General features: G+C 67.8%; 22 protein-coding genes and 1 pseudogene. 14 read left to right on the top strand and 9 right to left on the bottom strand.

Translation table 11 applies throughout. From position 1 onward, the window contains the following. From AC6LJ5_RS25585 to AC6LJ5_RS25570, 4 genes and pseudogenes are all read left to right on the top strand, one after another. Positions 1-214, top strand: a pseudogene (locus AC6LJ5_RS25585) (DEAD/DEAH box helicase); the annotation flags it as partial. Positions 215-265: 51 nt separating this feature from the next. After that, on the top strand, positions 266-895 hold the full coding sequence (locus AC6LJ5_RS25580; protein WP_103271954.1) for a LysE family translocator: 630 nt from the start codon (positions 266-268) through the stop codon (positions 893-895). A 108-nt stretch (positions 896-1,003) separates the two neighbouring features. Then, a complete protein-coding gene (locus AC6LJ5_RS25575; RefSeq protein ID WP_103271953.1) occupies positions 1,004-2,611 on the top strand; it encodes a peptide chain release factor 3 in 1,608 nt (535 codons plus the stop codon). Between the two features lie 37 nt (positions 2,612-2,648). Next, the gene (locus tag AC6LJ5_RS25570; RefSeq protein WP_103271952.1) at positions 2,649-3,335 is read left to right on the top strand and encodes a hypothetical protein; all 687 of its coding nucleotides are present in this window, start codon (positions 2,649-2,651) and stop codon (positions 3,333-3,335) included. A gap of 114 nt (positions 3,336-3,449) precedes the next feature. Here the strand turns inward: AC6LJ5_RS25570 and bfr are convergent, their stop codons facing one another. Next, positions 3,450-3,926, bottom strand: coding sequence for a bacterioferritin (bfr, locus tag AC6LJ5_RS25565; protein ID WP_103271951.1), 477 nt, complete (start codon positions 3,924-3,926; stop codon positions 3,450-3,452). 400 nt (positions 3,927-4,326) lie between these two features. Next, positions 4,327-5,241, bottom strand: a complete 915-nt coding sequence (locus AC6LJ5_RS25560) for a DMT family transporter (protein ID WP_498141975.1) — start codon at positions 5,239-5,241, stop codon at positions 4,327-4,329. 166 nt (positions 5,242-5,407) lie between these two features. Between AC6LJ5_RS25560 and AC6LJ5_RS25555 the strand changes: the two genes are divergently transcribed. Continuing rightward, positions 5,408-6,277 carry a LysR substrate-binding domain-containing protein gene (locus AC6LJ5_RS25555; protein ID WP_498141974.1) on the top strand — a complete coding sequence of 290 codons (870 nt, stop codon included), beginning with the start codon at positions 5,408-5,410 and terminating at the stop codon, positions 6,275-6,277. Positions 6,278-6,455: 178 nt separating this feature from the next. On the opposite strand, the gene AC6LJ5_RS25550 is transcribed toward AC6LJ5_RS25555, so the two are convergent. Both AC6LJ5_RS25550 and rpoN read right to left on the bottom strand, forming a co-directional pair. Continuing rightward, positions 6,456-6,737 (bottom strand): (2Fe-2S)-binding protein, encoded by a 282-nt coding sequence (locus tag AC6LJ5_RS25550; protein ID WP_103271948.1) that lies wholly within the window; start codon positions 6,735-6,737, stop codon positions 6,456-6,458. A 120-nt stretch (positions 6,738-6,857) separates the two neighbouring features. Beyond that, positions 6,858-8,285: an RNA polymerase factor sigma-54 gene (gene rpoN / locus AC6LJ5_RS25545; protein WP_498141973.1), complete on the bottom strand. Its 1,428-nt coding sequence runs from the start codon at positions 8,283-8,285 to the stop codon at positions 6,858-6,860. 16 nt (positions 8,286-8,301) lie between these two features. Between rpoN and AC6LJ5_RS25540 the strand changes: the two genes are divergently transcribed. From AC6LJ5_RS25540 to leuA, 3 genes are all read left to right on the top strand, one after another. Then, positions 8,302-8,925, top strand: a complete 624-nt coding sequence (locus tag AC6LJ5_RS25540; RefSeq protein WP_103271946.1) for a hypothetical protein — start codon at positions 8,302-8,304, stop codon at positions 8,923-8,925. Positions 8,926-9,117: 192 nt separating this feature from the next. Further along, positions 9,118-10,098, top strand: a complete 981-nt coding sequence (locus tag AC6LJ5_RS25535; protein WP_498141972.1) for a Bug family tripartite tricarboxylate transporter substrate binding protein — start codon at positions 9,118-9,120, stop codon at positions 10,096-10,098. Between the two features lie 541 nt (positions 10,099-10,639). Further along, positions 10,640-12,349: a 2-isopropylmalate synthase gene (gene leuA / locus AC6LJ5_RS25530; protein WP_498141971.1), complete on the top strand. Its 1,710-nt coding sequence runs from the start codon at positions 10,640-10,642 to the stop codon at positions 12,347-12,349. A gap of 274 nt (positions 12,350-12,623) precedes the next feature. Here leuA and AC6LJ5_RS25525 read toward each other — a convergent pair whose 3' ends face one another. Continuing rightward, positions 12,624-13,955 carry an amidase gene (locus tag AC6LJ5_RS25525; protein ID WP_498141970.1) on the bottom strand — a complete coding sequence of 444 codons (1,332 nt, stop codon included), beginning with the start codon at positions 13,953-13,955 and terminating at the stop codon, positions 12,624-12,626. A gap of 281 nt (positions 13,956-14,236) precedes the next feature. Between AC6LJ5_RS25525 and AC6LJ5_RS25520 the strand changes: the two genes are divergently transcribed. The 6 genes from AC6LJ5_RS25520 (at position 14,237) to AC6LJ5_RS25495 (ending at position 20,284) form a co-directional block, all read left to right on the top strand. Beyond that, complete coding sequence (locus AC6LJ5_RS25520; protein ID WP_103271942.1) at positions 14,237-15,250, top strand: LacI family DNA-binding transcriptional regulator; 1,014 nt, start codon at positions 14,237-14,239, stop codon at positions 15,248-15,250. 35 nt (positions 15,251-15,285) lie between these two features. After that, positions 15,286-16,083 carry a phosphodiesterase gene (locus AC6LJ5_RS25515; protein ID WP_498141969.1) on the top strand — a complete coding sequence of 266 codons (798 nt, stop codon included), beginning with the start codon at positions 15,286-15,288 and terminating at the stop codon, positions 16,081-16,083. A 132-nt stretch (positions 16,084-16,215) separates the two neighbouring features. After that, on the top strand, positions 16,216-17,271 hold the full coding sequence (locus AC6LJ5_RS25510; RefSeq protein WP_498141968.1) for an ABC transporter ATP-binding protein: 1,056 nt from the start codon (positions 16,216-16,218) through the stop codon (positions 17,269-17,271). A gap of 29 nt (positions 17,272-17,300) precedes the next feature. Beyond that, complete coding sequence (locus AC6LJ5_RS25505) at positions 17,301-18,596, top strand: ABC transporter substrate-binding protein (protein WP_103271939.1); 1,296 nt, start codon at positions 17,301-17,303, stop codon at positions 18,594-18,596. A gap of 15 nt (positions 18,597-18,611) precedes the next feature. Continuing rightward, positions 18,612-19,487, top strand: a complete 876-nt coding sequence (locus AC6LJ5_RS25500) for a carbohydrate ABC transporter permease (protein WP_103271938.1) — start codon at positions 18,612-18,614, stop codon at positions 19,485-19,487. Continuing rightward, positions 19,484-20,284: a carbohydrate ABC transporter permease gene (locus AC6LJ5_RS25495; RefSeq protein WP_103271937.1), complete on the top strand. Its 801-nt coding sequence runs from the start codon at positions 19,484-19,486 to the stop codon at positions 20,282-20,284. The genes AC6LJ5_RS25500 and AC6LJ5_RS25495 overlap by 4 nt, the downstream gene beginning before the upstream one ends. A gap of 111 nt (positions 20,285-20,395) precedes the next feature. Here AC6LJ5_RS25495 and AC6LJ5_RS25490 read toward each other — a convergent pair whose 3' ends face one another. The 4 genes from AC6LJ5_RS25490 to AC6LJ5_RS25475 all read right to left on the bottom strand — a co-directional run. Then, positions 20,396-21,385 carry a Bug family tripartite tricarboxylate transporter substrate binding protein gene (locus tag AC6LJ5_RS25490; RefSeq protein WP_498141967.1) on the bottom strand — a complete coding sequence of 330 codons (990 nt, stop codon included), beginning with the start codon at positions 21,383-21,385 and terminating at the stop codon, positions 20,396-20,398. 119 nt (positions 21,386-21,504) lie between these two features. After that, a complete protein-coding gene (locus AC6LJ5_RS25485) occupies positions 21,505-22,416 on the bottom strand; it encodes an allantoinase PuuE (protein WP_498141966.1) in 912 nt (303 codons plus the stop codon). Between the two features lie 41 nt (positions 22,417-22,457). Further along, on the bottom strand, positions 22,458-22,991 hold the full coding sequence (locus tag AC6LJ5_RS25480; protein ID WP_498141965.1) for an ureidoglycolate lyase: 534 nt from the start codon (positions 22,989-22,991) through the stop codon (positions 22,458-22,460). Next, a partial coding sequence (locus AC6LJ5_RS25475; protein ID WP_498141964.1) for an FCD domain-containing protein occupies positions 22,981-23,196 on the bottom strand: 216 nt, incomplete at its 5' end. The genes AC6LJ5_RS25475 and AC6LJ5_RS25480, both read right to left, overlap by 11 nt.

The following is a 23,196-nucleotide window of genomic DNA, read 5'->3' as shown; positions in this document are numbered from 1 at the left end:
CGCCCCCGCCCCGGCCCGCGCCGGCGGCGACGGCCGCGGCCACGCCCCGCGCGATGGCGAGCGCAAGCCGTCCGACCGTCCGGCCCACGCCGGCCGCAACGAAGGCCGCCCGCAGCAACCGCAGAACCACCGCCGTCCCGAGGGCGCCGCGCGCCCGGCGGGCAACGGCGGCCGTCCCGGCGGCTCGCCGCGGGCCGCGCTGCTAAGCAAGTAATATCTGCGGATAGCCCCCACCCAGACAGCGACCCACGGACCCGCGCGCATCATGCCCTTATCGACCTGGTTGACGTTTTTCCTGGCCTCCTGGGCCATTTCGTTCTCGCCCGGCGCGGGCGCGATCTCGGCCATGTCCTCCGGGCTGAAGTACGGCTTCGCGCGCGGCTACTGGAACACGGCCGGCCTGATCATGGGCATCCTGTTCCAGTTCGTGGTCGTCGCCGTCGGCCTGGGCGCGGTGCTGGCCACCTCGGAGATGGCCTTCAACGTGGTCAAGTACCTGGGCGTGGCCTACCTGATCTACCTGGGCGTGCGCCAGATCCGCACCGACGCCGCGCCGGTCGCGGTCGACGCCGGCGATCCCAGGCAGGCGTCGATCCGCGAGCTGGTCATGCGCGGCTTCCTGATCAACACCATGAATCCCAAGGGCACGGTGTTCCTGCTGGCCGTGGTGCCGCAGTTCGTCGATCCGGCGCTGCCGATGGTGGCGCAGTACGCGGCGCTGGCTGGCACGCTGGCCTTCACCGACTTGGTGGCGATGGGCGTGTACACGCTGCTGGCGGCCCGCGTGCTGCGCCTGCTGCGCGACGCCAAGCACATCCGCTGGATGAACCGGACCTTCGGGTCGCTGTTCATCCTGGCAGGCGTGTTCCTTGCCTCGTTCCGCCGCCATTCCTGAACCCGACCGAGCGGGGCTCGCCGCCTTCCCGGCGCGAGCCCCGCGCTTTTTTGCACGCAGCAGGGCCGCGCCGGACCTGAAACACGGCGCCCGAATATTCCACCGATCATGAGCATTCAACAAGAAGTCGCGCGACGCCGGACGTTCGCCATCATTTCCCACCCCGACGCGGGCAAGACCACGCTGACCGAAAAGCTGCTGCTGTTCGCGGGCGCGATCCAGATCGCCGGCAGCGTCAAGGCCCGCAAGGCCTCGCGCCACGCGTCCTCCGACTGGATGGAAATCGAAAAGCAGCGCGGCATCTCGGTGGCCTCGTCGGTGATGCAGATGGAATACCGCGACTGCGTCATCAACCTGCTCGACACCCCGGGCCACCAGGACTTCTCGGAAGACACCTATCGCGTGCTGACCGCCGTGGACGCCGCGCTCATGGTGATCGACGCCGCCAACGGCGTGGAGCCGCAGACCATCCGGCTGCTGCAGGTCTGCCGCGCGCGCAACACGCCCATCATCACCTTCATCAACAAGATGGACCGCGAAGTGCGCGAGCCGCTCGAACTGCTGTCCGAGATCGAAGGGCACCTGGGCATGGATGCGGTGCCGTTCTCGTGGCCGGTGGGCATGGGCAAGGCCTTCGGCGGCGTGTTCGACATCCGCCGCGACCGCATGCGCGTGTTCCGCGCCGGCCAGGAGCGCCGCTCTGACAACGACGACTTCATCGAGGGCCTGTCCAATCCCGAGATCGGCCGCCGCTTCGGCTCGGCCTTCGAACAGGCCAGCGGCGAGATCGAGCTGATCAACGAAGCCGCGCCCGCCTTCGACCGCGCGCAGTTCCTGGCCGGCAAGCAGACCCCAGTGTTCTTCGGCTCGGCCATCAACAACTTCGGCGTGCAGGAAGTGCTGGACGCGCTGGTCGAGCAGGCCCCGCCGCCCGGCCCGCGCACCGCGCTGCAGCGCGAGGTGCAGCCCGAGGAACCCAAGTTCACCGGCGTGGTGTTCAAGGTGCAGGCCAACATGGACCCCGCGCACCGCGACCGCGTCGCCTTCGTGCGCGTGAGCTCCGGCCGCTTCGAGCGCGGCATGCGCCTGAAGGTGGCGCGCACCAACAAGGAAATGCGGCCCAACAACGTGGTGTCGTTCCTGTCGCAGCGGCGCGAGCTGCTGGACGAGGCTTATGCCGGCGACGTCATCGGCATCCCCAACCACGGCGTGCTGCAACTCGGCGACGTGCTGACCGAAGGCGAAACCCTGCAGTTCACCGGGCTGCCGTTCTTCGCGCCCGAGCTGTTCCAGGCGGTCGAAGTGAAGGATCCGCTGCGCACCAAGCAATTGCGCACCGGCCTCACGCAGCTGGGCGAGGAAGGCGCCATCCAGGTGTTCCGTCCCGAGGCGGCCGGCGGCTCGCTGCTGCTGGGCGCGGTCGGCCAGCTGCAGTTCGAAGTGGTGGCGCACCGGCTCAAGACCGAGTACGGCGTGGACGCCCGCATGCTGCCTTCGCGCTACACGATGGCGCGCTGGATCACGTCCGACAACCCCAAGGCGCTGCGCAAGTTCATGGATGCCAATGCTGCCCATATCGCCTATGATGTGGTCGATGCGGCGGCGTTTTTGATCGGTTCGCCCGCGCAGCTGCGCGTGGCCGAGGAACTGTATCCGGATGTGAAATTCCACGCCATGCGCGAGCACGGCGGCAAGGTTTTCGGAGACAAGGCGTAGACCCGTCCGGGTTCCGCACGGCAGAAGAGGTTTAGCAATGTCTTGGCGTTTTTTGTTCGCAACGCTGCTGGTCGCGCTGGGCGCGTCGGCCTGGGGCGGAATTCAACTTGGCGACTGGCTGGTGGCGCATGCCCCGGTCGCCGCGCCCGCGCCCGGCCAGGATGGGGCCGACGGCCAGCAACCAGTGCTGGACGCCAACGGGCGTCCCTATGTGGCGCAGCCACCGCAGCCGCGCATCGACGGCACGCTGGGCGTGCCCGACAAGCCGGCCGACCGCGAGTGGGCCATCAACACCGTGTCGCTGTTCGATTCCGTCAGCGATCCCAACGTCAAGCTGTCGCGCGAGCGCATCTCGGCCGACCAGGCGCGCGAAATCGCCGCGGCCTCGCAGCAGGTGCCGCTGCCCACGGGCACGTCCGACGTCAGCACGCTGGATCTGCAGGCGCCCGGCACCTCGACCGCCGTCAACGGCGGCGCGGGGCAGGGCCAGGTCCAGGCCGGCGGCTACGGCTCCGGCCAGATGATGCCCGCGCCGCCGCCCCCGAACACCGCCCAGGCACCCGGCGCCCCCGGCTGGCAGGACGCGCTCAAGCGTGAGCTGGCGCATTGCGCCACGCAGGGCTTCTTCGAACGCCCCTCGTGTTCCTGGGCCGCGCGCAACAAGTACTGTGCGCCGAACCGCGCCTGGGGCACGATGGCCGAATGCCCGGCCCGTCCGCAGTAACGCGATCGCAACGCTATCGACGCGGCACTCTGGCCGCGTACAAAGACAAAGGCGCCCCTCGGGGCGCCTTTGTCTTGGCCGGCGATCCTGTGACCGCCGCCAGGCCGGCAACCGTTATTCCGGCACCGACATCTGGCTCTGCAGGTAGTTCTGCAGGCCGACCTTGTCGATCAGGTCGATCTGGGTTTCCAGATAGTCGATGTGCTCTTCGGTGTCGTCCAGGATGTCCTGGAACAGATCGCGCGACACATAGTCGCGCACCGATTCGCAATACGCGATGGCTTCCTTGACCGTGGCTTGCGCGCCTTGCTCCAGCTTGAGGTCACAGGCCAGCAGTTCCGGCACGTCTTCGCCGATCAGCAGCTTGTGCAGGTCCTGCAGGTTGGGCAGGCCGTCGAGCATGAAGATGCGCGCGATCAGGCGGTCGGCATGCTTCATCTCGCCGATCGACTCTTCGTATTCGTGCTTGCCCAGCTTGTCGAAGCCCCAGTGGTTCAGCATGCGCGCATGCAGGAAATACTGGTTGATGGCCGTCAGCTCGTTGGTCAGCTGCTTGTTGAGATGCTGGATGACGGTTTTATCGCCTTTCATGATGAGACTCCTTGCAGTCAGGCGCGATGCGCGCACATCGCGACAGGAAGACGCGCGATGCCGCGCGTACGCAACCCCGGCAGACTAACATCCGGCGCGGGGCCGCGCCTAGCCTTGCTCTGCATTTGGTAAACGGCTTTGCAAGCGCAACATGAAAGCGACAGGATAATGAGAATGAGTTTGCGTGAGCGATGCCTTGCACGCACTACGCAGACTTCATGCGGCCTGGAAGCGGCCATGCCGCCCGATTGTGCACCTTGATGCACGTCAAGCGCAGCGCGGATCGCACGCCGCCTCGCTGAAAAACCCGCGTGCGACGCGTGCTCCGCGCTGTTGCATATCTACGACCGCATGAGCGCGCGCGCCACCATCACGCATCGACTCGATGGATATCGCGGACTCAATCGGCGCGCCGCGTGGCCAGCCAGATGCCGAATGCGATCGGCACGATGCCCAGCAGGTCCAGCCACGACACCGGCTCGCTCAACACCAGCCAGCCGAACAGCAAGCCCAGCGGCGGCATCAGGAAGTGCAGCGCGCTGGCGGCGGTGGCGCTGGCGCGGCCAAGAATCATGAACCACAAGTAATAACCGCCAATCGACACGGCCACGATCATGTAGGCCATGCTCCAGAACAGACTGGCCGTCATGCGCGCCGCGCCCAGGTCATCGACGACCAGCGCGATCGGCATCATCGCGGCCGCGCCGGCCAGCGACTGGATGCCGGTGGCCATCCACAAGTCCGCAGACGGCTTCAGGCGCTTGTACAGCAGCGTACCCGCCACCAGCGCGATCAGTCCGCCAACCACGAGCAAGGTGCCGTGCGCGTCTTCCTGCATGCCGCTCAACCGCGAACGCAGCACCACGGCCACGCCGGCCAGCCCCAGCAGCAGGCCCAGCAGCTTGCGCCAGCTCAACCGCTCGCCCAGCACCGGCCCGGCCAGCACGCCGATCAGCAGCGGATTGGTGCTGATCAGCACCGCGGTGAACGCGGATGACACCCGCGTCATGCCCGACCAGCTCAAACCCAGATACAGGGCGTTGTTCAGCAGGCCCAGCAGCGCCAGCGCGGCGACGTCGCGCCGGCTCGGCCAGCGCCAGCGGCCGCTGGCCGCGGCCACGCCCAGCATCAGCGCGCCGGCGATCAGGAAACGAAACGCCAGCAGGGTCATCGGCGGACAGTCGCGCACCGCGATCTTGGCGGCGGCGAACGCCGAACTCCACAACAGGCAAAACGCGGCGATGGGCAACCAGGCGACAGCGGCTGGAGAATCGGTGCGGGCGGGAGATGCGACGGCGAGCGAGGGGGTTTTCATGCGAGTCCCGGAGAGAGGGCGCCGCCGCTTTGGCGACAGGCTGGCGGCCATTTTGCGCGCCGCCCCATCCATTGACAAATGCTTTATTCAGATTAAAAGTATTCGATAATCGAATGGATAAACCCGCCGCCTGTCCAGGCTGCACGACTGCTTTCCAGGCCCCGCCATGCTCGATCTCGATCTACTGCACAGCTTCGTTTCCGTCGTCGACGCCGGCGGCTTCACGCGCGCCGGCGAACGCGTGCACCGCAGCCAGTCCACCGTCAGCCAGCAGATCCGCAAGTTGGAAGAGGCGCTGGAGTGCGCGCTGTTCATCCGCGACGGCCGCCAGGTCCAGCTGACCGAAGACGGCGAGCGGCTGCTGGGCTATGCCCGCCGCATGCTGGCGCTGTCCACCGAGGTGCGCGAGGCTGTCAGCGGCCGCCAGCGCGTGGACGTGGTGCGCCTGGGCATCCCGGACGATTTCGCGCCCGAGGCCTTGACCGCGCTCCTGGCGGCCTACGTGCGCGAACGGCCGACGCTGCGTCTGTCAGTGCGCTGCGATCTCAGCGCCGCGCTGACGCGCAGCCTGGAGCGCGGCGATCTGGATGTGGCGCTGCTCAAGCGCGAGCCCGGCGCCGGAATGGACACGGGCGCGGCCCTGGCCGCGTGGCCGGAGCTCCTGCATTGGATCGCCGCCAGCGCCTTGCCGCTGCCCGATGTCGAGCCCGTGCCGCTGGTGGCGTTTCCGCAAGGCTGCATCTACCGCAACCGCGCCATCCACGCGCTGGAAGCGGCGGGCCGGCGCTGGCGCATCGCCTATGAAAGCCCCAACCTGCTCGGCCTGCAGGCGGCGCTGGCCGGCGGCCTGGGCGTGGCGCTGCTGGAGCGCCGCTGTCTGGCGCCCAACCTGCGCATCGTGGACACGCATCTGCCGCCGGCGCCGCCCACCGAGCTCGCGCTCTGCCTGGGCCGCGCGGCGCGCGAGCCGGCGCGCCAGGTGGCGCAGACGGTGCAGGCGTTCTGCGCAGCGCAGTGGCGCCAGCCCTCATCCTGAACGGGAACGGCTCCGCCGGACGGCCCAACGGCCGCAAGCCGCCAGGCGTGGAAAGGACACAGGCCGCCTGTGTGTGGAAGGAACCGCGCAGACAAAGGCGCGAAAACCCACGCCGACCCATCCGCACAAAAACAAAAGCCACGGCAGGCGCCGTGGCTTCGTTGGATCAGGAACGGGGTCAGGCTACCGCGACCTGGATGACCGGATAGGTATTGGCCGCCGGCGCGCTGGGCTGTTCAGCCAGGGCGGCGGGAGGATTGACCGGAACGGCGATCGAGCGCACGTCGCAGACGCTGGAGCAACGACCGCCGGGCAGGTATTCCGTGGCGGTGGCTGCGCAACAGCCGCAACAGGTCGCCACGCCCAGCTCGAACTGCAGGTCGGCCAGCGTGGTAGCGCCCGCGTCCACGCTGGCGCGGACTTGGCGTTCGGTGATCGCGTTGCATACACAAATGTACATGAGAATAATTATCGAAAATTATTCTCGAACTGGCAAGCGGCTTGCGCAAAAAAATTGCAACCGAGATGTCACGCAAGTGTTTGAAATCAGGGACGAATTTACAGCCATTCGTCCCTGATTTCAGCGAACCGAGGCCTGCGCCTTGCGCAGCGCCGCCGGCGCGATGCGCAGCGCCTCGCGGTATTTGGCCACCGTGCGCCGGGCGATCACGATGCCCTGGTCGGCCAGCTTTTCCATGATCTGGCTGTCGGACAAGGGCTTGGCGCGATTCTCGTCCGCCACCATCTGGCGGATATGGGTCTGCACCGCCGTGGCCGAGGTGGCGTCGCCGCCGTCGGTCGACACCCCCGCCCCGAAGAAGCGCTTGAGCTCCAGCGTGCCAAACGGGGTGAGCATGTACTTCTGCGTCGTGGCCCGTGAAATCGTGGATTCGTGCAGGCCCAGTTCGCCCGCGATGTCCTTCAGGATCAGCGGTCGCATGGCCGCCGGCCCCTGGCTGAAAAAGGCCGTCTGGCGTTCGACGATGGCCTGGGACACCCGCAGGATGGTGTCGAAGCGCTGCTCGACGTTGCGGATCATCCACTTGGCCTGCTGCAGCTGGGCCTGCAGGCCGGCGTGGGCCGATTCCTTCTGATTGCCCAGCATCTGCGCGTACAGGCCGTTGATCTGCAGGCGCGGCACGGCGGCGCTGTTAAGCGTGACCTGCCAGCCGCGCCGGGTCTTGCGCACGATCACGTCCGGCACGGCGTAGTCGGCGGCCGGCACGGTCCAGGCGCGTCCCGGACGCGGCTCCAGGCGCAGGATCAGGGCGTGCGCGGCGCGGAACCGGGTTTCGTCGCACCCCGCCGCCGCGCACAGACGGGCGACATTGCCGGTGGCCAGCAGCGGCAGGTGACGGGCGCAGATCTCGCGGGCGCAGGCCAGCGCCGCCGGGTCGGCCGCCTCGGGCAGGCGCGTGATGTCCGGGTGGCGCAATTGCAACAGCAGGCATTCCGCCATGTCCCGCGCGCCGATGCCGGGTGGATCGAAGGACTGCAGCAGCGACAGCGCCGCCTTCAGCTCGTCGATATCCGGCTCCAGCTCGGCCGGCAGCCAGCCCAGGATTTCCTCCAGCGGCGAGCCCAGGTAGCCGTTCTCGTCCAGCTCGTCGATCAGCAGGGCGGCCAATGCGGCGTCGCGCGGCGCCGCCCGGGTCAGCATCAGCTGGCCCAGCAGGTGCTCGCGCAGCGTGTCCGGCATGGCGGCCTCGGGCGGGCCGCCGTCCTCGTCTGGGTAGACCCCGCCGGAGCCGGGCATTTCCTCGATGGGCGCGTCGCGCTCGGCCGCCGGCTCGTCGTCCTGCACCGAGGACTCGCGTTCGGACTCTGCCTGCGCCTCGGGCGCCACGGGTTCGTCGTCGCGCTCGAGCAGCGGGTTGTCCGCCAGCACCTGCGAGATCTCGGCTTCCAGCTCGAGCGTGGACAACTGCAACAATCGGATCGATTGCTGCAGCTGTGGGGTCAGCGTCAGATGCTGACCGGGACGCAGTTCTAAAATCGGACGGGTCATAGGTACAATATTTTGCATGATGAATCAGACTTCGCCCGAGCGCGTTCGCCAGGATAGCCGCCTGATCGGCCAGACCCTGCTCAAACTTGCGCTTCCCAGACTCCTCCTGCGCGCGATCGTGATCGCCGTCGCCCTCATCATCTGGTATTTCGTCGCCAACTGGATACTGGACGCGGGCAAGCGCGTGAGCTTCGAATTCCTGCACTCGCTGGGCCAGCCCACGATGGACATGGTGCAGAAGTTCAGCCCCTACCTGTGGTGGGTCGGGGTCGGCATCTGGAGCCTCATCGTCTTCTTCGCGCTGCGCGCCTGGCTGAGCGCCAGCCTGGCCTCCGGCCGCGCCACGCCGGTGCAGACCGAGGTGCTGGCCGAACTGGCGCCGCAGCTGTCCGACGAATCGCTGGGCGTGCTGCGCTGGACCTGGGGCGACCGCGAAGAACCCTTCACCGTGGGCGACCTGCGCCGCTCGCTGTCTGAAATCCGCCACAGCCGCATCGCCAAGATCGACATGGTGGCGCGTCAGGCCGAGATCCTGGAAGGCGGCGGCAAGCCCCGCGCCGGCTCCCGCGACGACGACGCACCGCGCCGCGAACCGCGCGCCGACCGCTACGTCGAGCCGCGCATCGGCCCCGCCCGATAAGCGACACCCTTCCGCGCAACCCGCCAGAAGCCGCCGTCCAGGCGGCTTTTGCATTTCAGTGCGCTGCCAGCAAGCCGCTCCTATACTGGCCTGCCACGCTCGCGCAACCGCGGGCCGCGCGTCATACCGACACCATGCGCCGGCGGCCCCGCCGCGGCGACCGCGCGGCCGACCTCCTGGAGTCCGCTTTCCATGTTCCGTACTTCCGTCCGGTTCGCCGCCAGCATGGCGCTGGCCTGCTCTGCCGCGCTCTCGTTCAGCGCGCCGGCGCGGGCTGCCTGGCCAGACAAGCCCATCACCTTCGTCGCCCCGTTCACCGCCGGCGGCGCCAATGATCTGGTCGCCCGCATCATCGCCAAGGCGGTCGGCGCCGCGCTGAACCAGCCCGTCATCGTCGAGAACCGTCCCGGCGCCGGCGGCGTGATCGGCGCTGCCCACGTGGCGCGCAGTCCGGCCGATGGCTACACCTACCTGGTCGGCAGCAACGGCACCGTCACCAACAGCCTGATCCGTTCCGACCAGCCGTACAAGGACGAGGCGCTGACGCCCGTGGCGCTGCTGTCGATCACGCCCTCGGTGATCGTGACCCACCCGTCCAACCCTGCCAAGAACCTGAAGGACTTCGTGGCGCGCGCCAAACAGGCCAAGACCGATCGCATCACCTTTTCCACGGCCGGCAACGGCAGCACGCCGCACTTCGTGGCCGAAATGCTGAAGGAAGCCACCGGCCTGCCGGTAGAGCCCATCGCCTACAAGAGCGGCTCGGAAGGCGTGAGCGCGGTGATCGGCAACCAGGTCGACGCCACCTCCGAGGCCAGCATCGTGACGCTGCCGCTGGTCCAGAGCGGCAAGCTCAAGGCGCTGGCCACCACCTGGGACAAGCGCATGGCCAGCGCGCCGGACATTCCGACCACGGCCGAGGCCGGCTTCGGCACGGTGCGCATCGGCCACTGGGCCGGCCTGTACGCGCCGACCGGCACGCCGGCGGACGTGCTCGACAAGATGAACGCGGCGGTCGAGCAGTCGTTGCAGACGCGTGAAGTGCAGGATGCGTTGCGCCAGAGCAGCATCGAGCCGGGCGGCGGTTCGCGCGCCAGCTTCGCCGAGTTCGCCGCCAACGAGCGCAAGCGCCTGGGCGAAGTGGTCAAGAACGGCCATATGCAGACGCAGTAAGCGCCTGAGCCGGAGCGCGCTCATGCTGTTGCGCGTCCGGCTGCGCGAGCCCCGCGCCACCGCGAAACGCGTGACTCGCGCCGCGCCTGCCGGCCTGTCGAAAGAACCAGGGAATACCCTGAGGCGCCACCGTAAGACAGATACGTCCCCGGCTTTTTCATTTGCGCTTGCACAAAAAGTATGTTTGACTAGCATCCCTATGGCCGCTAACCGCAACCCCCTCGCGATTGCCACCGGACGCTACGACGCTCCGGTCGCCGGCCTGCGCGCTTCCTTCCTCAGCGTTGCCTCCTTCGCCGCGCTATCGCTATACCTACCGATCGGTTGCCGGGCCTAGTGCCTCGTGGTAGCTCGGCAGCCACACGCTCGCCACACGCGTATTCCCCTTTCTTTTCCTGTTTTCAAGACTGAATCCTGCCGGCCTGGCCAGTAGTTTCCGGGCATATCCACGGCAAATCCAGGCGCCAGACCGTCATCCGGGCGCGCGCCGCTTGCGGGACCCCGTCCCCGGGATTCAAAAGAAACCGATCGAGGTGTAGAGATGATGCTTGCCAACCCCGCCACCAAGTACGTACCGTTCAAGCCCTTCGCCGGCGACTATGCCGAGCGCACCTGGCCCAGCCGCCGCATCACGCAGCCGCCCATCTGGATGAGCACCGATCTGCGCGACGGCAACCAGGCCCTGATCGAACCGATGAGCGTCGAGCGCAAGCTCCGCTTCTTCGAGCAGCTGGTGAAGATCGGCTTCAAGGAAATCGAAGTCGGTTTCCCGTCGGCCTCGCAGACCGACTTCGATTTCGTGCGCAAGCTCATCGACGAGAAGCGCATTCCCGAAGACGTGACCATCATCGTGCTGACGCAGTCGCGCGAAGACCTGATCAGCCGCACGGTCGAAGCCGCCGCCGGCGCCAGGCAGGCCATCGTCCACTTGTACAACGCCTGCGCCCCGGCGTTCCGCAAGGTCGTGTTCAACATGAGCCGCGACGAAATCAAGAACATCGCCACCACTGGCACGCGCCTGGTCAAGCAATACGTGGCCCAGCATCCGGAAACGCAGTGGCGCTACCAGTATTCGCCTGAAGTCTTCAGCACCACCGAACCCGAGTTCGCGCTGGAGGTGTCCAACGCCGTCGCCGACGTCTGGCAGCCCACGCCCGACTGCAAGATGGTGCTGAACCTGCCCGCCACCATCGAGGCCACCACGCCCAACCTGTACGCCGACCAGATCGAGTGGATGCACAAGAACCTGGCCCGCCGCGACAGCATCGTGCTCAGCGTGCACCCGCACAATGACCGCGGCACCGCCGTGGCCGCCGCCGAATTCGCCGTCATGGCCGGCGCCGACCGCATCGAAGGCTGCCTGTTCGGCAGCGGCGAGCGCACCGGCAACGTCGACCTGGTGACGCTGGCCTTGAACCTCTACACGCAAGGCGTGCATCCCGGCCTGGACTTCTCGGACATCGACGAAGTGCGCCGCTGCGCCGAGTACTGCAACCAGCTCCCCGTGCACCCGCGCCATCCTTACGCCGGCGACCTCGTGTTCACCGCCTTCTCCGGCTCGCACCAGGACGCCATCAAGAAGGGCTTCGCGCAGCAGAAGCCGGACGCCGTCTGGGAAGTGCCGTACCTGCCGATCGACCCGGCCGACCTCGGCCGCAGCTACGACGCGGTGATCCGCGTGAACAGCCAGTCGGGCAAGGGCGGCGTGTCCTATCTGCTCGAACAGGAACACGGCCTGGTGTTGCCGCGCCGCCTGCAGATCGAATTCAGCCGCGCCATCCAGCGCGTCACCGACGAAACCGGCCGCGAAGTCACGGCCGACGATGTGCACACCATCTTCAACCGCGAATACCTCGAACAGAAGTCGCCGTGGAAGCTGGTGCGCCATCGCATCGACGGCAATCCGTCGGCCGGCGAAGGCCAGCACTTCAGCATCGAGGCCGAACTCGAATACAACGGCGAACGCCGTGTCGTGACGGGCAAGGGCGACGGCGCCATCTCGGCATTCGTGGCCGCGCTGGGCGTGCCGGTGCGCATCATGGACTACCACGAGCACGCCATCGGCACCGGCACCGACACCCGCGCCGCGTCCTACGTCGAACTGCGCGTGGGCGATTCCGGCACGGGCTTCGGCGTAGGCATCGACCGCGACATCGTCACCGCCTCGTTCCAGGCCGTGCTGAGCGCCGTCAACCGCCACATCAACGCCGGCGCCGACGCCACCGAACAAGAAACCGCCGAGGCCGCGTGATCCGCGCCCAGGCATGAAACGTCCGCGGCGGCGCGCCACATGCGCCGCCGACCGCCCGCCGCGCGCACCAGCGCCGGGCGCGAGGGAGACGAAGCAGCCCGCAGCAGCCAAACAGGCTGTTACGGGCTTTTTTCATGGCCGGGCCGCCCCAAGAAAAAGCGCCCCTTCGGGGAGCAGCAGCGCGCGCAGGGCGCGCGGCTTGGGGGTATTTCATTGTGCCGGACCGTCTGAATAGACAAAGCCCCTTGCGGGGGCTTTGCATCACGCCACGGACTCAGCCGCGCGGCCAGATATCCGCAGCGCCGATGTCCGGCGCCTGCGCGGCCAGCAGCCGTTCGTGCATCCAGGCGGAGATGGCCAGCGTGCGATGGTCCGCGTGACGCGGGCCGACCACCTGCAAGCCCACCGGCAGCCCTTGCGGCCCTGTGGCGAAGGGCAGGTTCAGGCAGGGCAGGCCGAACAGCGTCCAGCCGCGCGAGAACTGCGGATCGCCCGTGCCCAGGTCGGCGAAGGGCGCCTCGCCGCTGGCGCTGGGCGTGAGCAGCACGTCGTAGCGGTCGAACCACAGGTCCACCCGCGCGCGCACCTCGGCGGCGCGCGCCAGGTTGCGTTGATGTTCCTCGGCCGTGATGCGCGCGCCGGCTTCGAGCACGGACTGGATCTTGGCGCTGAGCTGCGCGGCGTGCTCCAGGCGTTCGTAGGCCAGCGATTGCGAGGCCTCGTAGGCCATGATGTCGGCATGCAGCTGCACCAGCATGCAGTCGCCGGCCGGCGGCTGCGGCACTTCCTCGACCTGGGCGCCGGCCCGCGCCAGGATGGCGGCGGCCTGCGCATAGGCTTCCTTGGTCTCGGCCTGCGCGTGACGCCATTGCAGGCTGCGGTACATGCCGATGCGCGGCTTGGCGTCGTAGTTCAGGTCCAGCATGCGCGGATCGCGCATCAGCACCGACGCGAACAGGGCGATGTCCGGCACCGAACGGGCGAAGCCGCCCACGGTGTCCAGCGATTCCGCCAGGCTCTTGACGCCGGCGCGCGGAATCGCGCCGAAAGTGGGCTTGAAGCCGACGATGCCGCAATACGAGGCCGGACGGATGATGGAGCCGGCGGTCTGCGAGCCCAGCGCGAAAGGCACCATGTCGTCGGCCACCGCCGCGGCCGAGCCGCTGGACGAACCGCCGGGCGTATGGGCCTCGTTGCGCGGATTGCGCGTGGGGCCGGCCGTGTAGGTGGCGAATTCGGTGGTGACGGTCTTGCCGACCACGACCGCGCCGGCGCCTCGGCACAGCGCCACCGCGGCGGCATCCAGGCCGGGATGATGGCGTTCGTAGATGGGCGAGCCGTAGCGCGTGGGCAGGTCGACGGTGTCGAACAGGTCTTTCACGCCGATGGGCAAGCCGTGCAGCGGACCGCGCAGCGGGCCCTTGTCGAGCTGCTCGGCATGCTCCAGCGCCGCCTGCTTCTGCAGCGCGGTCCAGGCATGGATGGTGTTTTCGCGTTGTTCGATGCGCGCGAAGCAGGCGCGCACCAATTGCACCGCGGTCAATTCGCGCCGTTGCAGCTTGCGCGCCGCGTCAAGCGCGCCAAGTCTGTTCAAGGCAATGGACATTTGCTTTCCTCGTTCCCGGTGCCGCGCCCTGCGCGGTACTGACTTACGCACCCGGTCCCCTTGACCGTGGCCCGCGTGCGCGGACCTGCCAATTCATGCGACGCGTCAATTAGGAAAACTACCGAAAAACCCCGGTGATTTTCATGACTCGCGTCATGCTCGCGCATGTTGGCTTCGTGTTGTTGCGTTGCTCCCAGCATAGCGCAAACCCGTGCAACACAAAGGTCATATTTGTCTTGTAAGATGAAATCGTTTTCAGCATATAAGCAAAACACAGAGACATGGCCGCGCGTCCGTCGCCCCGCTTTTCCATCATCGAAGTGGCCCGCAAGGCAGGCGTCTCGCCGGCGACGGTTTCGCGCGCGTTCAACCAGCCCGAGATCGTGCATCCGGACACGCTGGCCCATATCCGCAGCATCGCCAAGCGCGCGGGCTTTCGCCCCAACCGCGTGGGTCGCAGCCTGCGCTCGGGCAGCACCCGCACCATCGGCCTGATCCTGCCCACGCTGTCGAACCCGGTGTTCGCCGAGTGCTTCGAGGGCGCCGAGCGGCGCGCGCGCGAATCCGGCTACAGCGTCATGCTGACCGCCACCGGCTACGACCCCGCCGTGGAATCGGCGGCCGTGCAGGGCCTGATGGACCATCAGGTCGACGGCCTGATCCTGACGGTGGCCGACGTGGCCAAGAGCGCCACGCTGGACGATCTGGACAGCGCCGGCATGCCCTACGTGCTGGTCTACAACGAATCGGCCTCCCATCCCTATGCCTCGGTCGACAACCGCGCCGCGGCCTGTGACATGGTCACCCACCTGGCCCAGCTGGGCCACAAGCGCATCGCGCTGGTGACCGGCCCGCTGACGGCCTCCGACCGCGCGCGGCGACGCCTTGTCGGCGCGCGCGCCTGCGCCAAGAAACTGGGCCTGGACGCCGTCCAGCACATCAGCATGAGCTCGCACACCGGCAGCGACGTCGAGGCGCTCAAGGCCGCGCTGCGCGGCAAGCAGGCGCCCACCGCGCTGTTCTGCTCCAACGACTTGCTGGCCACCGCAGTCATCGCCGACCTGGTCGGGCTGGGCCTGTCGGTGCCCGCCGACATCTCGGTCTGCGGCTTCGACGGCATGCGATTCGGCGCCTTGCTCACGCCGCCGCTGACCACGGTGGCGCAGCCCAGCGACGGCATCGGCCAGGCGGCCTGTTCCAACCTGCTGGCGCAGATCCACGGCCAGCCTGCGCAATCGAACCGCCTGCCGCACTGCATCGTGGTGGGCGGAACGGCGGCGGCGGTGCGGCGCTGAACGCGCGCGCCGCCCTCACACCCCACGGATTCTTCATGCTCATCGCACAAATCACAGACCTGCACATGCGCACGCCGGGCGACAAGGCCTACGGCATCATCGACCCCGCCGCGTTCCTCGGCCCGGCCGTGCGCGCGCTCAACGCGCTGTCGCCGCGCCCCGATTGCGTGCTCATCACCGGCGACCTGACCGACCTGGGCCGCCCGCATGAATACGCGCAGCTGCGCGCGCAGCTGCAGGCGCTGGAAATGCCGTATTTCCTGCTGCCCGGCAATCACGACGACCGCGCAGGCCTGCGCGCCGCGTTCCCCGACCACGCCTACCTGCAAGGCGAGAGCCCGTTCATCCAGTATTCGGTCGACACCTATCCGCTGCGCCTGCTGGCGCTGGACACCGTGGTGCCGATGAAGAGCCACGGCGAACTCTGCGGCGAGCGCCTGGCCTGGCTGGAGCAACAGCTGGCGCAGCAGCCGGGCCGGCCCACGCTGGTGCTGATGCACCATCCGCCGTTCGTGACCGGCATCGAGCACATGGACGCCATCGGCCTGTTGGCCGGCGCGCCCGAGCTGGAGCGCATCGTGTCGCGCCATCCCAACGTCGAGCGCGTGCTCTGCGGCCACCTGCACCGCACCATCTTCCAGCGCTTCGGCGGCACCATCGCCTCGACCTGTCCGGGCACCGCGCACCAGCTGGCGCTGGAACTGGGCCCGCGGCCGACGCTGCAATACATCATGGAACCGCCGGGCTACCAACTGCACTGGTGGAACGACGGCCGGCTGGTCACGCACCACGCGGTGATTGGGGAATACCCCGGTCCTTACCCCTTCGCCTGAGGCCGCATCCGGATTACAAACACAGGGCTGCCATACACCCGTCATGTTTGCGCCGCACAATGAAAAGGATTTCATCAGCGGCGACAATGCGGCTCCACCACACGCAACGACCCGATAGATCTACGAGAAAGCATGTCATCCATCGTCCTGGATAAGCTGACCAAGCAATACAACGGCGCCGCCGCCATTCACGGCGTGAGTTTCACGGTTCCAGCCGGCAGCTTCACGGTGCTGCTGGGCCCGTCGGGCTGCGGCAAGTCCACCACGCTGCGCATGATCGCCGGACTGGACACGCCCACGTCCGGCACCATCCACATCGGCGACCGCGACGTCACGCAGCTGCCGCCGGCCAAGCGCCGCATCTCCATGGTGTTCCAGTCCTATGCGCTGTTCCCGCACCTGTCGGTGCGCGAGAACATCCTGTTCGGCCTGAAGGTGCGCAAGGAGCCGGCGCGCGACTACGAACGCCGCCTGCAGCGCGTGGCCGGCCTGCTGGGCCTGGGCCACCTGCTGGACCGCAAGCCGTCGCAACTGTCCGGCGGCCAGCAGCAGCGCGTGGCGCTGGGCCGCGCCGTGATTTCCGAAGCGCCGGTCTGCCTGATGGACGAACCGCTGTCCAACCTGGACGCCCAGCTGCGCCATGACATGCGCCGCGAGATCCGCGCGCTGCAGCAGGACCTGGGCATCACCATGGTGTACGTGACGCACGACCAGACCGAGGCCATGAGCATGGCCGACCAGGTGGTGCTGCTGCGCGGCGGCCAGATCGAGCAGCACGACACGCCTGACGGCCTGTACGCGCGCCCGGCAAGCGAATTCGCCGCGCGCTTCATCGGCACGCCGCCCATGAACCTGATCGGCCTGGCCGCGCTGCAAGGCGCGACCATGATCGCCGGCGCGCAGGGCCCGGCCGTGACCGGCTCGCCCGCCGGCGCGGTCAAGCTGGGCGTGCGCCCCGAACATATCCGCATCGACGGCGAGGGCCGCGAGGCCACCGTGGAAAGCGTGGAGTTCTTCGGCGCCGACTCCATCGTGGTCTGCCGCATGGGCGACACCAGCGGCGTGGCCGTGCGCGTGGGCGGGCACATGCGCGCCCGCGCCGGCGAGACGCTGCGCCTGTCCTGGCCCGACGAACAACAGCATTTCTTCGCCGCCGATTCGGCGGCCATCAACACCGCCGGGCGCTGAAGCGCCCACCTCAGGAAAGGAAACACGACATGCGACGCATCGTACTCAAGACCCTGGCCGCCAGCCTGGCCGCCGCCTGCCTGTCGCTGCCGGCGCAGGCCCAGCAGAAGCCGGTGGAAGTGGAGTTCTACTACCCGGTGGCCGTGGGCGGCCCGATCACCAAGATCGTCGACGACATGGTGACGGACTTCCAGAAGGAAAACCCCAACATCAAGATCAAGCCGATCTACGCGGGCTCGTACCAGGACTCGATCGCCAAGGCCTTGACCGCGCTGAAGGGCGGCACGCCGCCGCAGCTGGCCGTGCTGCTATCGACCGACATGTTCACGCTGATCGACGAAGACGCCATCGTGCCGATCGACTCGCTGGCCAAGAGCGATGCCGACAAGAAGTGGCTGGGCGGCTTCTACGACGCCTTCATGCAGAACAGCCGCAGCGGCGGGCATACCTGGGGCGTGCCGTTCCAGCGCTCGACCATCGTGATGTACTACAACAAGGACCTGTTCAAGGCCGCCGGCCTGGATCCGGAGCGCGCGCCCGCCACCTGGGCAGAGCTGGTCGAATACGGCAAGAAGCTGACCAAGCAGGACGCCTCGGGCAACACCACGCAATGGGGCATCGAGATCCCGTCGGGCGGCGCCTTCGCCTACTGGCTGTTCCAGGCCCTGACCACGCCTAACGGCGCAATCCTGATGAACGAGGCCGGCAACGAGGTCTACCTGGACAAGCCCGCCGTGGTCGAGGCCGCGCAATACTGGCGCGACCTGGCCGCCAAGCACAAGATCATGCCCAGCGGCACGATCGACTGGGGCACCACGCCCAAGGACTTCCTGGAAAAGAAAGCCGCCATGGTCTGGACCACCACCGGCAACCTGACCAACATCCGCAAGAATGCCGACTTCCCGTTCGGCGTGGCCATGATGCCGCAGCAAAAGCGCGGCGGCAGCCCGACCGGCGGCGGCAACTTCTACATCTTCAAGAGCGGCACGCCCGAGCAGCAGCAGGCCGCGCTGAAGTTCGCGCAATGGGTCACCACGCCCGAGCGCGCCGCCGACTGGAGCATCGCCACCGGCTACGTGGCCGTGACGCCCGCCGCCTGGCAGACCGAAAAGATGAAGAAGTATGCGCAGGAAGTGCCGGCCGCCGCCGTGGCGCGCGACCAGCTGGAAGTCAGCGTGGCCGAATTCTCGACCCACGAGAACCAGCGCGTGACCAAGGTGCTGAACGACGCGCTGCAGGCCGTGCTGACCGGCTCGAAGGCGCCGCAGCAGGCGCTGACGGACGCCCAGCGCGAAGCCGACCGCATACTGCGTTCCTACAAGTAATCACGTTCTAGCACGATGAGCCGCTCTTTGAATGCGCTTTACGGCTGGCTGCTACTGCTGCCAGCCGTCGTGCTGCTCGCCGCGTTCACGCACTACCCGGCGCTGGCGACGCTTTGGCACAGCTTCTACTCCACGCCCAAGGGCGCGCGTCCGGCCCGCTATGTCGGGCTGGACAACTACGCGGTCATGCGCGACGACCCGGTGTTCTGGCAATCGCTGTGGAACAACCTGTGGTTCGCGCTGGGCACTATTCCCACCTCGATCGGCATCGCGCTGATCATGGCGCTCTGGGTCAACCGCAACCTCGCGGGGCGCGGTTTCCTGCGCATGGCCTACTTCACGCCGACGGTACTGCCCATGGTGGCGGTGGCCAACATCTGGCTGTTCTTCTACACGCCGCAGTACGGCCTGATCGCCCAGGTGATGCAGCTGTTCGGCGCGCCCGGCCCCAACTGGCTGGGCGACCGCGCCACGGCGCTGCCGGCGCTGATGCTGGTCACGGTGTGGAAGGAGGCGGGCTTCTTCATGATCTTCTACCTGGCCGCGCTGCAGACGGTGTCGCCGTCGCTGCGCGAGGCGGCCATGCTGGAAGGCGCGTCGCGCTGGCAGTATTTCCGGCGCGTGCTGTGGCCGCTGCTCATGCCCACCACGCTGTTCGTGCTGATCAATGCGCTGATCAACGCCTTCCGCCTGGTCGACCACGTGGTCGTGATGACCAAGGGCGGGCCCGACAACGCCAGCACGCTGCTGCTGTACTACATCTACCAGGTGGGTTTCAGCTTCTGGGACACCGCCTACGCCGCCACGCTGACCGTGGTGCTGCTGGTGGTGCTGGCGCTGACCGCGCTGATCAAGTTCCGCTGGCTGGATCGCAGGACGCACTACCAATGAAAGACAAGCTAGACACCCTGGGCGCCTGGGCGCTGGGCCTGCTGTGGATCCTGCCGCTGGCCTACGCCATGTGGGCCGCCTTCCATCCGCCGGCCTACGCGACCCGCTTCGACCTGTTCGCGCCGCTGACGCTGGACAACTTCGTGCGCGCGTGGAATGCGGCGCCTTTCCCGCGCTACTTCCTCAACACCTTCCTGCTGGTCACGATGGTGCTGGCCGCGCAGCTGGTGCTGTCCACGCTGGCCGGCTACGCCTTCGCGCGCTTCGAGTTCCGTGGCCGCGACTTTGTCTTCATGCTGGTGCTGCTGCAGCTGATGATCATGCCGGACGTGCTGCTGGTCGAGAACTACCGCTCGATGAGCCAGCTGGGCATACGCGACACGGTGTTCGCCATCGGCCTGCCGTACTTCGCCTCGGCCTTCGGCATCTTCCTCCTGCGCCAGACCTTCAAGACAGTGCCGCGCGAACTGGAAGAGGCCGCGCGCATGGAAGGCGCCAACGCGCTGCAGGTGCTGATGAAGGTCTATGTGCCGCTGGCCAAGCCGATCTACGTGGCCTACGGGCTGGTGTCGGTCAGCCACCACTGGAACAACTTCCTGTGGCCGCTGATCATCACCAACTCGGTGGAATCGCGCCCGCTGACCGTGGGACTGCAGGTGTTCTCGTCGACCGACCAGGGCATCGACTGGTCCGTCATCACGGCCGCCACGCTGATGTCCGCCGCCCCGCTGCTGATTGCGTTCCTGCTGTTCCAGCGCCAGTTCGTGCAGTCGTTCATGCGTGCGGGAATTAGGTAGGCCCACCCCGAGCGCTGCGCGCTCCCCCTCAAGGGGCGCCGCTACGGACCGGCAAAGCCGGCTCCGTGCGGCCCAGATAAAGGCAGGCGCAGTGCTGCGGGTGCGTGAGTTTTAGTCTAGTCTCACGCCGGCGCGCTTGACTACCTCGGCCCACTTCGGGATGTCGCTGCGCATCAGGTCCTTCAGCGCCTCGGGCGTCGAGGATTCCAGGATCAGCCCTTCCTCGGCGAAGCGCTTTTTCATGTCGGGATTGTCCAGCGCCTTCACAAGCATGGGCTGCAGCTTGTCGATGACCGGCTGCGGCAGACCCTGGGGCGCGACGACCGCGTACCAGGTGGTGGCGTCCAGGCCCGTCACGCCTGCCTCAGCGGCCGTGGGCACCTCGGGAATGGCCGACAGGCGCTGGTTGCCGGTGATGGCCAGCGCGCGCACCTGCTTGGCGCGGTATTGCTGCAGCATCTCGGCCACCTGTGTCACGCCCATGTCCAGTTCGCCCGACACCATCGCCATGACCACGGGCGCGCTGCCCTTGTACGGCACGTGCACCATCGCGCCCTTGGTGTTGACGTTGAGCAGCTCGCCCGTCAGGTGCGTGATGCTGCCGGCGCCCGACGAGCCATAGTCCAGCGCGCCGGGCTGCGCCGTGGCGGCGGCGATCAGTTCTTTCAGGTTGTTGGCCTTGACGCCCGGGTTCACGGCGAAGACCAACGGGCTGCGGCCCACCAGCGTAAGCGGCGTGAAGTCCTTCAGCGGATCATAGGTGAGCTTGGTGTACAGGCTGGGCGCGGTCGCCAGCGTGGAGACGTTGCCCAGCAGCAGCGTGTAGCCGTCGGGCGCGGCCTTGGCCACCGACGCCGTGCCGATGGTGCCGCCCGCGCCGGCGCGGTTCTCGACCACCACGGTGGCCCCATGGGCTTCGCTCAGGCTCTTGGCCAGCGCGCGCGCCAGCGTGTCGGCCGCGCCGCCTGGCGGGAAGGGCGTGACCAACCGGATGGGCTTGTCGGGGTAGCCCTGCTGGGCAAGCGCGGCGGAAGGCGCGGCGGTGGCGAGCGCCAGAATGCCGGCAAACAACCCGAGCTTGCTTTGGACCCACAGGTTCATGCTTTTCTCCTCGTTGTGATGATTCGTCTTGCCTATGCTTTCGATGCCTCGCGTCGACCCGCTTGCTGCGCCGAGTCGATGCGCTCGATGTTCCGCGCCCTTGCCTGCCGCGCGCGCCCCTAGCGCGGCGGATGCGTGGCCAGCCAGTGGCGCGCGATGTCGGCGCGGCCGCAGACCCATACGCCGGACTGGCGCGCCACATGATCCAGAAAACGTTCCAGGCCCGCCGCGCGGCCGGGATGACCCACCAGCCGCAGATGCAGGCCCACCGACATCATGCGGGGCCGCTGCGCGCCTTCGCGGTACAGCATGTCGAACGCGTCCTTCAGGTATTCAAAGAAATCCTGGCCCGTGGCCATGCCGCCGCGGATGAACTTGGCGTCGTTGTTGGCCAGGCCATAGGGCAGCACCAGATGCGGGCGGCCATCCACCTGCACGTAGTAGGGCAGCTCGTCGTTGTAGGCGTCGGAGTCGTACAGGAAGCCGCCTTCCTCGGCCACCAGCCTGCGCGTGTTGACGCTGGGACCGTAGCGGCAATACCAGCCCAACGGACGCGCGCCGACCGACGCCTCGATCGAGGCGACGGTGCGGCGGATGCGCTCGCGCTCTTCGGCCTCGGTCAGCGTCTGGTGGCGCTCCCAGCGCCAGCCGTGCGCGCACACGTCCCAGCCGGCGTCGCGGATGGCGGCGCAGACCCGCGGGTTGCGTTCCAGCGCCAGCCCGCAACCGAAGATGGTGGCCGGCATGCCGCGCGCTTGCAGCAGCCGCGCGACGCGCCAGAAGCCGACACGGCTGCCGTACTCGAACATGGATTCGGCCGCCAGGTCGCGGCCGGCGAAGCCGCCGCCCCCGCCTTCGGTCAGCGCCGATTCCGAGGCCTCGTCGCCGTCCGGCACGGACAGCTCGCCGCCTTCTTCGTAGTTGACGCAGAGGTTCAGCGCGATGCGGGCGTCGCCGGGCCATCGCGCGTGGGGCAGGTCGGATCCGTAGCCGACGAAGTCGCGCCGCAGGTGGGGATGATCAGGTTGCATGAGCGTGAGCGAGTCCTTGAGCAGATCTTGAGATGACGGGATCAACGCGCAGGGCGGGATGCGGGCAGGGTGCAGTCGATGGCGATGGAGACGCTGTCCGGCACCTTCCAGAACACATCGTCGTCGCCGGCGCCGGTCAAGGTCATGGTCACGGCGAACTGGGCCGGCGCGCGCAGCGCCGACAGGCCCTGGTGCCAGACGCCAGTCCGATAGCACACGCCCTGGCTGCCGCTGGCGACGAAGGCGCGCAGCCGTTCCAGGTCCGGCTCGCCCTGCGCGTCGTCCGGCGCCACGACGACAAGATAGGGGGTGTTGTCCAGCGGGATGAAGGTCTGCGAGGAATACGGATGACGTTCCAGCAGCAGCACCGGGCAGGGCTGGGGTATGGCGCCATCCACCCGGCTGACCCAGATGGCCGTGCGCGCGGCCGGCGCCGAGTGCGCGTAGGGCAGGGCCAGATGCCTGCGGCGTTCATTGCCGGCATGCTCCACCACTTCGCCGAATTCGGCGAAGGCCTGCGATGTCAGCGGTTCGGCGACGATGCAACGCGCCAGGCGCGCGGCGTCAGTCTTCATGCGGCAGATACCCCAGCGTGCGCGCGAACGCGCGCCGCACGGCGCCCAGGTGCGCCGTCATGGTCGCGCGCGCCTGTTCGGCGTCGCCGGCCTGCAGCGCCTGCACGATGGCCAGATGCTCGGCCCGCGCCTGCACCGCGCGCTGCGACAGGCGCTCGACGTTGCACAGGCGCGCGCGCCCATGACGGCGCACCTGGGCGCCGTG

The organism is Achromobacter sp. 1011791174 (assembly GCF_059760925.1).
Note: the sequence above shows the minus strand (reverse complement) of the source record. Positions and strands in the feature narration are given on the sequence as shown.

What these genes read in the sequence shown, in the direction of transcription:
- AC6LJ5_RS25580 (WP_103271954.1), top strand. Translation starts at nt 266, where the DNA reads ATGCCCTTATCGACCTGGTTGACGTTTTTCCTGGCCTCCTGGGCCATT.
- AC6LJ5_RS25575 (WP_103271953.1), top strand. Translation starts at nt 1,004, where the DNA reads ATGAGCATTCAACAAGAAGTCGCGCGACGCCGGACGTTCGCCATCATT.
- AC6LJ5_RS25570 (WP_103271952.1), top strand. Translation starts at nt 2,649, where the DNA reads ATGTCTTGGCGTTTTTTGTTCGCAACGCTGCTGGTCGCGCTGGGCGCG.
- bfr (WP_103271951.1), bottom strand. Translation starts at nt 3,926, where the DNA reads ATGAAAGGCGATAAAACCGTCATCCAGCATCTCAACAAGCAGCTGACC.
- AC6LJ5_RS25560 (WP_498141975.1), bottom strand. Translation starts at nt 5,241, where the DNA reads ATGAAAACCCCCTCGCTCGCCGTCGCATCTCCCGCCCGCACCGATTCT.
- AC6LJ5_RS25555 (WP_498141974.1), top strand. Translation starts at nt 5,408, where the DNA reads ATGCTCGATCTCGATCTACTGCACAGCTTCGTTTCCGTCGTCGACGCC.
- AC6LJ5_RS25550 (WP_103271948.1), bottom strand. Translation starts at nt 6,737, where the DNA reads ATGTACATTTGTGTATGCAACGCGATCACCGAACGCCAAGTCCGCGCC.
- rpoN (WP_498141973.1), bottom strand. Translation starts at nt 8,285, where the DNA reads ATGACCCGTCCGATTTTAGAACTGCGTCCCGGTCAGCATCTGACGCTG.
- AC6LJ5_RS25540 (WP_103271946.1), top strand. Translation starts at nt 8,302, where the DNA reads ATGATGAATCAGACTTCGCCCGAGCGCGTTCGCCAGGATAGCCGCCTG.
- AC6LJ5_RS25535 (WP_498141972.1), top strand. Translation starts at nt 9,118, where the DNA reads ATGTTCCGTACTTCCGTCCGGTTCGCCGCCAGCATGGCGCTGGCCTGC.
- leuA (WP_498141971.1), top strand. Translation starts at nt 10,640, where the DNA reads ATGATGCTTGCCAACCCCGCCACCAAGTACGTACCGTTCAAGCCCTTC.
- AC6LJ5_RS25525 (WP_498141970.1), bottom strand. Translation starts at nt 13,955, where the DNA reads ATGTCCATTGCCTTGAACAGACTTGGCGCGCTTGACGCGGCGCGCAAG.
- AC6LJ5_RS25520 (WP_103271942.1), top strand. Translation starts at nt 14,237, where the DNA reads ATGGCCGCGCGTCCGTCGCCCCGCTTTTCCATCATCGAAGTGGCCCGC.
- AC6LJ5_RS25515 (WP_498141969.1), top strand. Translation starts at nt 15,286, where the DNA reads ATGCTCATCGCACAAATCACAGACCTGCACATGCGCACGCCGGGCGAC.
- AC6LJ5_RS25510 (WP_498141968.1), top strand. Translation starts at nt 16,216, where the DNA reads ATGTCATCCATCGTCCTGGATAAGCTGACCAAGCAATACAACGGCGCC.
- AC6LJ5_RS25505 (WP_103271939.1), top strand. Translation starts at nt 17,301, where the DNA reads ATGCGACGCATCGTACTCAAGACCCTGGCCGCCAGCCTGGCCGCCGCC.
- AC6LJ5_RS25500 (WP_103271938.1), top strand. Translation starts at nt 18,612, where the DNA reads ATGAGCCGCTCTTTGAATGCGCTTTACGGCTGGCTGCTACTGCTGCCA.
- AC6LJ5_RS25495 (WP_103271937.1), top strand. Translation starts at nt 19,484, where the DNA reads ATGAAAGACAAGCTAGACACCCTGGGCGCCTGGGCGCTGGGCCTGCTG.
- AC6LJ5_RS25490 (WP_498141967.1), bottom strand. Translation starts at nt 21,385, where the DNA reads ATGAACCTGTGGGTCCAAAGCAAGCTCGGGTTGTTTGCCGGCATTCTG.
- AC6LJ5_RS25485 (WP_498141966.1), bottom strand. Translation starts at nt 22,416, where the DNA reads ATGCAACCTGATCATCCCCACCTGCGGCGCGACTTCGTCGGCTACGGA.
- AC6LJ5_RS25480 (WP_498141965.1), bottom strand. Translation starts at nt 22,991, where the DNA reads ATGAAGACTGACGCCGCGCGCCTGGCGCGTTGCATCGTCGCCGAACCG.